Source organism: Anaerococcus vaginalis ATCC 51170 (genome assembly GCF_000163295.1).
In the GTDB taxonomy this organism is placed as follows: domain Bacteria; phylum Bacillota; class Clostridia; order Tissierellales; family Peptoniphilaceae; genus Anaerococcus; species Anaerococcus vaginalis.
This window is the reverse complement of sequence record NZ_GG700527.1, coordinates 622,905-632,104: the sequence shown is the minus strand read 5'-3', so window position 1 is coordinate 632,104 and position 9,200 is coordinate 622,905. Positions and strand designations below refer to the sequence as shown.

General features: G+C 25.1%; 10 protein-coding genes. All 10 read right to left on the bottom strand.

The window, feature by feature from the left end; translation table 11 throughout:
- A partial coding sequence (locus HMPREF0078_RS02990; RefSeq protein ID WP_004838613.1) for an InlB B-repeat-containing protein occupies positions 1–766 on the bottom strand: 766 nt, incomplete at its 3' end.
- A gap of 471 nt (positions 767–1,237) precedes the next feature.
- Entirely contained in the window at positions 1,238–2,647 is a 1,410-nt protein-coding gene (locus HMPREF0078_RS02985) for a hypothetical protein (protein ID WP_004838612.1), read from the bottom strand.
- 13 nt (positions 2,648–2,660) lie between these two features.
- Positions 2,661–3,284, bottom strand: coding sequence for a hypothetical protein (locus HMPREF0078_RS02980; protein WP_004838611.1), 624 nt, complete (start codon positions 3,282–3,284; stop codon positions 2,661–2,663).
- Positions 3,285–3,301: 17 nt separating this feature from the next.
- On the bottom strand, positions 3,302–3,826 hold the full coding sequence (locus HMPREF0078_RS02975) for a hypothetical protein (RefSeq protein ID WP_004838610.1): 525 nt from the start codon (positions 3,824–3,826) through the stop codon (positions 3,302–3,304).
- A 323-nt stretch (positions 3,827–4,149) separates the two neighbouring features.
- Positions 4,150–4,485: a hypothetical protein gene (locus tag HMPREF0078_RS02970; protein WP_004838609.1), complete on the bottom strand. Its 336-nt coding sequence runs from the start codon at positions 4,483–4,485 to the stop codon at positions 4,150–4,152.
- 56 nt (positions 4,486–4,541) lie between these two features.
- On the bottom strand, positions 4,542–5,267 hold the full coding sequence (locus HMPREF0078_RS02965; RefSeq protein WP_232618485.1) for a hypothetical protein: 726 nt from the start codon (positions 5,265–5,267) through the stop codon (positions 4,542–4,544).
- A gap of 204 nt (positions 5,268–5,471) precedes the next feature.
- On the bottom strand, positions 5,472–6,056 hold the full coding sequence (locus HMPREF0078_RS02960; protein WP_004838607.1) for an LptM family lipoprotein: 585 nt from the start codon (positions 6,054–6,056) through the stop codon (positions 5,472–5,474).
- A gap of 86 nt (positions 6,057–6,142) precedes the next feature.
- Positions 6,143–6,418, bottom strand: a complete 276-nt coding sequence (locus HMPREF0078_RS02955; RefSeq protein WP_004838606.1) for a hypothetical protein — start codon at positions 6,416–6,418, stop codon at positions 6,143–6,145.
- A gap of 294 nt (positions 6,419–6,712) precedes the next feature.
- The gene (locus HMPREF0078_RS02950) at positions 6,713–7,957 is read right to left on the bottom strand and encodes an MFS transporter (protein ID WP_004838605.1); all 1,245 of its coding nucleotides are present in this window, start codon (positions 7,955–7,957) and stop codon (positions 6,713–6,715) included.
- Positions 7,958–8,031: 74 nt separating this feature from the next.
- Positions 8,032–8,460: an ArsR/SmtB family transcription factor gene (locus HMPREF0078_RS02945; protein ID WP_004838604.1), complete on the bottom strand. Its 429-nt coding sequence runs from the start codon at positions 8,458–8,460 to the stop codon at positions 8,032–8,034.
- Between the last annotated feature and the right edge of the window lie 740 nt (positions 8,461–9,200).

Below are 9,200 nucleotides of genomic sequence, written 5' to 3'. Positions count from 1 at the left end.
CAATTATTGTATTTTCTTCTTTTGTTATTGGTTTTATTTCTTCTCCTTTATCAGTATCAAATGTTAAGGTAAAATAATTTACCGGTTTTGGTGGTTGTTGTTTTGCTACCCACTTAGCATAAACTGTCATATCTTCACTAAGTTTTACTTGAGTGATTTTTTCTTTAAGCTCTTTATCCTTATACCAACCATCAAATGTAAAACCATCTTTTGTAGATTTATATTGTTCAAGGTTAATTATGCTATCTTTTGATGCAATTATTGAAGCAATTTTACTTCCACCATTGGTTTCAAATGTTAACATTTTAGAATCTTCAAGCACTGGCATATCAAATAATGCTTCTTTTTTATTTGCATTATATTTAATTGATGAGCCAATAGCTCCCAATGTTATTTTTTCCTTAGTCAATCCTTCAAAATCATATCCATCTTTTGGCGAAAAATTGATTTTTAGCCTATACTGAATATCTTTTTGCAACTTTCCCTTAACTTGTACAAATTCATCTTTGTCCTTATCGTATACCAAAATTTCATAATTTGTTGGTCTTACTCCATCAGTTTGACAATTAACTTGGATAGAATTTGAATCTTTACCTATTGCATAATTGTAAATTGTAAATGAAATTTCAGTTACATGCTTAATTTGTCCATCATTTTTGTCATTTTCAGGCGCCGCTTTTACACTTGTAGATAATATTGTTGGCAATAACAATGCAAAAGCTAATAAAATACTAAAAAAACGTCCTTTCCAATTAGTTTTTTTCATAAAAAACCTCCTTAAAAAAATTTTTCAATAATGCTTATCTAAAAACTCAGATTATTTTACTTGAATAATTAGATATATTATTAAAAATAATTTTATCATCTTTTTTCAAAAAAGAAAATAGAAAAATATCACTTTAATTATAATCTTATTTAAAATTTCTAAAAATAACATAAAAATATTTCTAGGTTATAAAATTAAAGTTTTCTTACAAAAAAAGTACCATTCCTAAGTCTATATCAGAATTTAGAATGGTACTTCTTAAATTTTTATTTTCCTTTTTTGTATAAAAATATAGATTAATAAGGTCTAAGTTTTAAATTTTCTTTTAAATCCATTTTTTATAATTTACACTTTATTCTTATTTGTATTATCCAAAAATATAAAATGGCTTTAAGATTAAAAAATCCTAAAGCCATTAAAACAGTTATCAACTTTATTAAATTTATAATTTATTCATATTTTACCGATATTTTATTTGCTTTTTTCATTAAATATTTCTTGAAGTTCCAATATGAATTTCCTCGTAAACTTATAGTCAAAATATTCCTCTACTTCTTCAAGATTTTTTCTACCAATATTATGCTCATCTTTAAACATATATATCCAATCATTACGAAGTGAAGGTATTGATGATTCTATAATTTTTTTAATGTAAGGTCTAGCATCTTCTGCTAAATCAAGGGCAATCAAATGAGTTTCAACCAAACTATCTATTAAAGTTCCTTCATTATAATATTCTTCAATATAAAAATCTAATAAATCTCCAAAATCATAAATATCATATTTATTCTTTTTATATTCTTGATTTATTATATCTATTTTTATAAAGTTTTGACCAGTAATTAATAAACTATATAGAGGGTAAATAATACTCTCAATTGCATAACCAGGTATTCCTCTTTTTAATAATTTATCAATTGCTCTAGTAACCTTAAATAAATTTTTACATACCATTTTCCCATCACTATTTGTACTTTTTGTTAATACAGTTAGTAATTCTAAATAGGCTCCTATCTTCTTAGAAACAGTTTTATCATAAAGTTTCTTTTTATAATTATTTTCAACTATGTTAGTATCGTTTATACTTTCAATATAAGACATGTTTTCTTCATCTTTTATTGCTAACTTCAAATCTTCATCCATATTTGAATTAGCAATCCAAAGTACAAAATTAAACAAAGACTCTACATTGTGTGTATCACAGAAATATTTTCCTTTATAAGATTCTAGTACCAAATTCTTTTTATTTTTAATTCCAAAAATAAAATATATATATTCGCGATCAAAATATATGCGACTATAAAATAGATAAACAAATAAATACTTTTGCTCCATACTTAAAGTAACATTTTCTCTTAAAAGTGAATTTATCTCATCATTAACTATTCTAAAATCCGAATCATGATGATCAGCTTCTGGATTATCTGGATTATATTTCCAATAATCAGAAAAATTTAATTCCATGCCATTAAAAATAGAAATATCAATTTCGTCTTTTTTTATATATTTTGATAATCCACTATCAAAATTATCTATAGTTTCTTCATCTTTGAATTCTTTATTGTCCAATTCTTCTTTATTCCAATCTTCTGAAATTAATTCTTCCTCTAGATTTATATTTTTATCAAAAACTCCTTCTGGATATTTTTTAATGATTTCTTCTATTTTTTTTACAGAAATCTTATACTTGCCTCTAAAATTTCTTCCATTAAAATTATATCCTTGTTTTACAGCAGATACTTTCCATGCATAATTTTTATTTTGATATAATTCTTCAGCTATCTGTGAACCTGATTTTCCTTCAACTAAATATTTATATAAAATATCAATTTTTTCTTCTTTAGGAATTTTTAAAAAATCTTTTTCTAAACCAAATGCCATTTTATTACACCTATTATTTTTTTAGTCCTTTAACTCCTGAATATACCAAAAAAACACCAAATATCAGACCTAATAAAGAATATCTTTTATATGAACGAACAGTTATAAATATTCCTATTAGAATTGGTAAAATTTTTGCAAAAAAAATTAATAAACCTTCATTTTTAGTAAAAAAGTCATTTTCATTAGAATAATCATTAGAATTTGAGCTATTACTATAGTTCTTGCTATTTGAAGAATAATTTTTATAATTTGAATTAGCACCATAATTACTATTATTTGAAGAATAACCTTTATAATTTGAATGACTATCAGAAATTATATTGTTCGTAGAATTTCCACCAAGAAATTCTTTAAAACCTAACCCTTTAGTTCTAAGCAATTTAGCATATTGTTGCATTTCGCTATAACTTATTTCGCCATTATATTTTCCAGCATTTCTGCCTTTAAGTCCAGCAGCTTGTTGAATATATGAAACAGTATAGCTAACAGTTCTATTAGATGGAAAATATTTTTCTTCCAATTCATTTTGTGTATAACCTTGAACTAAATATTCATATAATATGTCAGCTACTATATCATCGCTTAATCTTTTATCCTTATAAATATATTTATACGCTTCTTCTCGTGATGCCATTTTATTCTCCTTTTTTACTATAAAGTTCCTTTCTTACCAAAAAAATCAGTTGTTAAATTACTAAATTCTAATCTTGTATAATCAATTTTTTCACTATTTTGAATATTATTCTTATTTTTTGTAGTGGTATTTAATATTGTTAAACCCTCAGAACGATTTCCTATACCACAAAAATCTGAGTCATCAGCTAATTGTTTAAAATCATCAAGTTTTAAAATATAAATATCGCAACATTGGCACTCGCCATCTATTAATACAAATGCAACAACAGGAATCATATCAAATTCTCTTGCAAAAGTTCTTAATTTATTTTGGTTATATAAATCAAATACAATTGAAGCATCATCCTTTTTAAATCTTCTACTTTTTACTGATATTGCATATCTTAACTTACTATCTAATCTATCAGTCGCTATTATATCTGCACCTTCATGATCTACTATCGCTACCCTATGACCTTTAATATTTCCAAGTAAAAATGCAACTAGAGATTCTCCAAAATCCCCCAACTGCTTTGGTAGTCTCCCATCTTTAGCGTTCATAAATTTTCTCCTTTCGCTTATTTATGAATATATATTATCAAAAAAAAAAAAAATATTCAACACATTTTTAATATAGAGAAATTATATTTTTAAAAACAATTGATACTTAGCATTATTAAATAGATAATTTTAATATTTTTCTTTTTATTTTTTTATATTTATACACTATATAAAAATTCAAAAAATAAAAAACTCACACTAAATACCACATAACTTATTTAAAACCAAATTTGTTGCATGTAATTTAGAATGAGTTTTTATATTGTCAAAATTATTGAAAGCTATTTAATATTTTTAAATCTAAACTAATTTCATCTAAAGATTTAATTATTATGTTTTTTTATTATCCATTCTTCATCTTTATTTTTTCTTTGTGCATAATAACCGCAAGCCATATTTTTTAAAATGCCTATTGACTTATCTATTTCATACATTTCTTTTAAAGATATTATTTTAGAATCTTCTATTTCGTGTTCTTTTCCACATAAAAATTGCCACATTCCATCATTGGCGTCATGACTTACATATAAAATAGGATTTTCTTTATCTATTATATGAGAACAAGTAATTACAGCCGTATTTGGATTATCGTAAAATGGAAATTTTTCATCTAATAATTTGTGGTTTTTATTAAATTTTAATTTATTAAAGAATCCCATTTTTAAGATCTCCTTTTTTATCTATATTAAAATTTCTACAAAATAAATTTATAAATTTAATAATCAAAAATTATAACAACTCCATGTTCAAGCGAAAATTCTGCTGCTTGCCACAAAATAGAAAAGGCAAATTTTGCTAGAGACTCTGTATAATAAATTTGCTTTTCACAAACTTTTTCTAATCCTTTTTCTTTGCTATAAATTTTATCAACAGGGTAGCCTTCTGTTTTGCTCCATGATATTATAGTATCTCTATCAGCCTTCCATTCAAAATTATTATATACATTCAATTCATCAAGAAGCAAACGGCTTGTTGCTAAAACACTTTTTTCTGAATTTGGCAAATAGTAATCAAACATTATGTCCCTATCAATAGGTAGCCACCAACCATTTCCATCAAATAAGGATAGGCGAAAATCTTTTGTTTGAAGAAATTCTAATACAATGGGATGTTTATAAATATCAATATTTTTTTCCATTGTTTTTGGCAAGTCTTTGTGAGTATATTTTGAAGCAATATAAAGTAATAATGCGTTTAAAGCATCCCAATCTGGCTTGTCTGTATAATAAGGAGTAGTATCGTAATCCTCATTCCATATCGATTTAGAATTTATTTCTAAACCTTTTTCAATAGCTTCTTTCCATCCAAGAACAATTTCTTTAGTTTCTTCTAAAGAAAGCTCTTCGTCATCTTCTCCATTTTCATCTTGAACTCTTATAGTTTCATATTTCAATCCATTATCTTCAGCAAATTGTTGAATAACAGTTTTCCAATTATTCATATAATAGCGAATTAAGGTCCCAGCATATACATCAAGTCCCATTATAAATACTTCCTTTCGAATATATTTTTTTATTTACAGCTTTTCTATCTAAAATATAGATTATTCTTCTATTTACTCATCCACAGATTCATACAATTTATCTATTTTTTCTTTAATCAAAGACTTATCAATAGAACTATCAGAAAAATAAAATAACTCTGTTTATCCAATTTGATTTTTTTCAAGATAACATTGAAGGACACCTAGAGCTGGCAATGTGTAATAATTGACAACTCCTGTTGAAAATTCTTGGTTATCTGGATATATAAGTTTTGGAGTCTTTGCTATATTTAAAACCTCAATAATCATTTGACTTATCTTATCTGTCGTTATTTTGTTATTAGCATCATAAATAATTTCTATAGCCATAACGCTTTCATCATATATAAATTTTTGACCGTATTTATCTTCTATAATTTGTTTTGCTTTATCAAAAAAATCTTCTTTTTTCAAAATCGTAGCAAGATATTCATCTCTGCAGGCAAAGTGGTATATATTATCATATATCAAATCCCTAACCTTAAACTTTATACCCTTATCATCTTCAAACATTCCCTCATTTTTTTGTCTATCAAATGATTTGACAACTTTAAAATTCTGTTCTGGATAAGCTTTATTCAAACACATAAGAATTCTTTGGTCAGTATCTTTTCCTGACAAAGGATTATCTTCATCTCTTTTTAGACCACAGCCACTAAATAGAGATATTAATATAGCAGTTACCAATCCTAGTATAATTTTTTTCATATTTTATCCTTATTTTTTATCGTTAATCCAAAATTTCAAAATATTATTTTTTGTAAAATCATTATTGGTTTAAAATTAATTTTCCTTTAGTCGTTTCTTTTTAAAATAGATACAGAGTTTATAGCTATAGACAATATAACTAGAACCCATAATGCTTTACTCATTGTAGGCATAATGTCCATAAGAGCAACCCAGTCTTCTTTGATTACACGACTAGCTCCATCAAAATATAATGCACATACTGTTAAAGCTGTTAAAGACAAACTCAAAAATCTATATCCTTGTGCATTTTTATTTTTTATTGTTGCCATCACATTTAATACTGCAAATATTATGGCACTTATTCCAAAAATTAACCACATAACTTTCTCCTTAACTTTCTATTTTTTCTTCTCATTGGCATATTTACTTCCATACCCTATTCAAAAAACATAGAGCCAATTATCCTTACATACTCATTTTTTCTTGTTTTTGCAAATATTTAGATTTTTTAAACCTATTAGTAAATTTTATAAGCTACTTTTTTATATATTTATCTGCCCTTCTGTTTAAATTAGTTGTAGCCACGTTCTTATCTCTTTCGATTTATTATATTATTTAATTCGCTCATAGTAAATAGAATGTCATTATATCAGTATGAAAATAAGGCCTTGCTTTTAATTAATTTTTTCTAAAACTTTGTTAAATTCACTAACTGATGGTAATTTTCTAATATTTTCATTTAATGCCCAAAAGATAGCTACTAAAAATATAATGAAAGATCCAATAAATATAGCCTTTGAACTTGATAAATATTCTCCTAAAAATCCACCAAATAAGGCTCCTAAGGGCGCCATAAAAGTAGAAATTCCAACCATAGCCCCCATTGCAGAGCCGATTTTTTCGCTTGGAACTATTATTTGAACCATGGTTTGAGCATAAACATTTACAATACCTACAACAAACCAACCAAGCCCATACAAAACTACTCCTATTTTTATATTATTTTCAAAATTAGAAAAAAGCATCCATGCTACAGCTACAACCATCATTCCATAAATGTATAATTTTCCTAAAGATATTTCTTTTAGTTTTGGAAATCCTGCAAATAAAGACCCAAGTAAAAGACCTGCTCCCATTCCTGCAAGCATTAAACTATAAAATATTTCATTTTGTGCAAAAGCTGGTAAAACTGAACTTATTGATGTAGCTGAAAAGTTAATAAAAACTATTCCAAAAACTAGGGCAAAAATCCTTGAATCTTTAAATAAATTAAGCCCATCTTTAAGAGATTTAAAGTGATTTTCTATTAGATTTTCTTCCAGTTTTTCTTCTCTTTTTTGGGAATGGCTAAGTTTTTTTGATAAAAAACAAAATAAAATCCCAATAAAAATAAAACTTATAGAATCAGCAAAAAAAGCTGTCATAAAACCACACAGTGATATTATAAAACCTGCAAGAGTATCAAAAATCGCATTTGATCCTTGGTAAGCCATAGTCATCAAAGAATTTCCTGTAACAAGTTCTTTTTCAGATAAAATTTTTGGAAGTAGAGATATTTGACCTGGATAAACAAGTTGATTAATTAATGAAATTATTGGCATTATTATCATAATATGATAGACACTTAGTTTTCCAAATTTATACAAAAATGGAATAATTAAAATCAAGACTGCTTGAAAAAATTGAGATAAAATTAAAAACTTTTTCATATTAATTTTATCCAAAATTGGGCTTAATAGTAACTGAACTATTGCTGTTGATGAGGTAAGAAAAAGAGTAATACCTGAATAAATTGTAGATCCACTCATTTTGTAAACTAGAAGAGTTGATACAATCGCATATAGGCTATCTCCAAAATTTGTTATTAGTCGTCCTAAGAGCAGGACATAAAAATCTTTATTTTTAATCATTTTTAACATTCTCCTTATATTTAACGTTTTAATAAATTTGACAGTTGTGTATTTTTTTACCAGTAAGGATTAACTTACTGGTTTTAAGATAATTTATAAATTTGTACTTGAAAACTTTCTTGGGTATCTTCATCTTCACTATATTTTTTTATTAAATCATTTAATTCTTTTTCAAATGATTCATAAGATTTGCCAGAAATTTTAAAAGAAAATACCTTCTCTTCTACGTTTTTATTAAATATTTCACTATTAGGAATAAAAGCCTTGGCCACAGGCAAAAAATATTTTTGAGTGATGCCATTAATAAGTTCCGTATCAACTACTTCTATAATTTTATTTTGTTCTAAAATTTTTAAGTGATAGTGAATTTTTGATCTACTAACCCCAAGAGCATCTGATAAATCTTGGGCATTTTTTGGGATAGTTCCTAAAGTCATAATTATTTTAAGCCTTATAGGATCGCTTACAATATTAATTTCTTCCAATGAATTTAAAATATGAACTTCTTTCAAACTACACCTCCATATCTTATTTTCTTTATTGTAACTTAAATTTACTAAACAGTCAAATATTTTTTAACGTTAAATATTTATAACCAGAAAAATAACCCTTTGATTCCTAAAATTCAAGAGTTATTTTCAAATTCCTATTAAGATTTTAAATAATTTATTAGTAGATAAATATTCAGATAGAGTCCATAATATTAAGTAAATTATCTTAGTACAATATTCACTAATCAGCAAATTTAAACTTATATATTAATAGAATAATTTTTATTTAAATTTTTTCCAATATCTATCATTTATTTTCATCAAAAATATACAATCTATGCATAAATTAATAATTTTTTATAATATTAAAATTCTTGTCTTTATATCATAGTTCTCTTAATAACAAAACAGTGAAAATAATTTATATAAGGTAAACCCATAAAGTTGTACCTAATAGCAGAGTTAAAAATAAACTAGCTATGGTATTAGTTTTTTTCTACCTATAAAATTTTTTATGATGCATTCTTCTTTCTATTTTCTACTGGTAAATTAGTTTTAGTTTTGGTTGTTTTTATATTTCATAGCTTAATATTTCACTGTTATACATATCTAAGTATGGATTTAAATATAATTTCTTTATCTTTTCTTTTAATTGTTCTTCATTTAATAAATTAACTTCTTCAATAGTTAATTTTGCTAATGATTATAATTTGTTATTTTTGTTTTCTTTTAGATTTTAGTCCTTTAATTCCCTTTTTTAA

What these genes read in the sequence shown, in the direction of transcription:
- HMPREF0078_RS02985 (WP_004838612.1), bottom strand. Translation starts at nt 2,647, where the DNA reads ATGGCATTTGGTTTAGAAAAAGATTTTTTAAAAATTCCTAAAGAAGAA.
- HMPREF0078_RS02980 (WP_004838611.1), bottom strand. Translation starts at nt 3,284, where the DNA reads ATGGCATCACGAGAAGAAGCGTATAAATATATTTATAAGGATAAAAGA.
- HMPREF0078_RS02975 (WP_004838610.1), bottom strand. Translation starts at nt 3,826, where the DNA reads ATGAACGCTAAAGATGGGAGACTACCAAAGCAGTTGGGGGATTTTGGA.
- HMPREF0078_RS02970 (WP_004838609.1), bottom strand. Translation starts at nt 4,485, where the DNA reads ATGGGATTCTTTAATAAATTAAAATTTAATAAAAACCACAAATTATTA.
- HMPREF0078_RS02965 (WP_232618485.1), bottom strand. Translation starts at nt 5,267, where the DNA reads ATGAATAATTGGAAAACTGTTATTCAACAATTTGCTGAAGATAATGGA.
- HMPREF0078_RS02960 (WP_004838607.1), bottom strand. Translation starts at nt 6,056, where the DNA reads ATGAAAAAAATTATACTAGGATTGGTAACTGCTATATTAATATCTCTA.
- HMPREF0078_RS02955 (WP_004838606.1), bottom strand. Translation starts at nt 6,418, where the DNA reads ATGTGGTTAATTTTTGGAATAAGTGCCATAATATTTGCAGTATTAAAT.
- HMPREF0078_RS02950 (WP_004838605.1), bottom strand. Translation starts at nt 7,957, where the DNA reads ATGTTAAAAATGATTAAAAATAAAGATTTTTATGTCCTGCTCTTAGGA.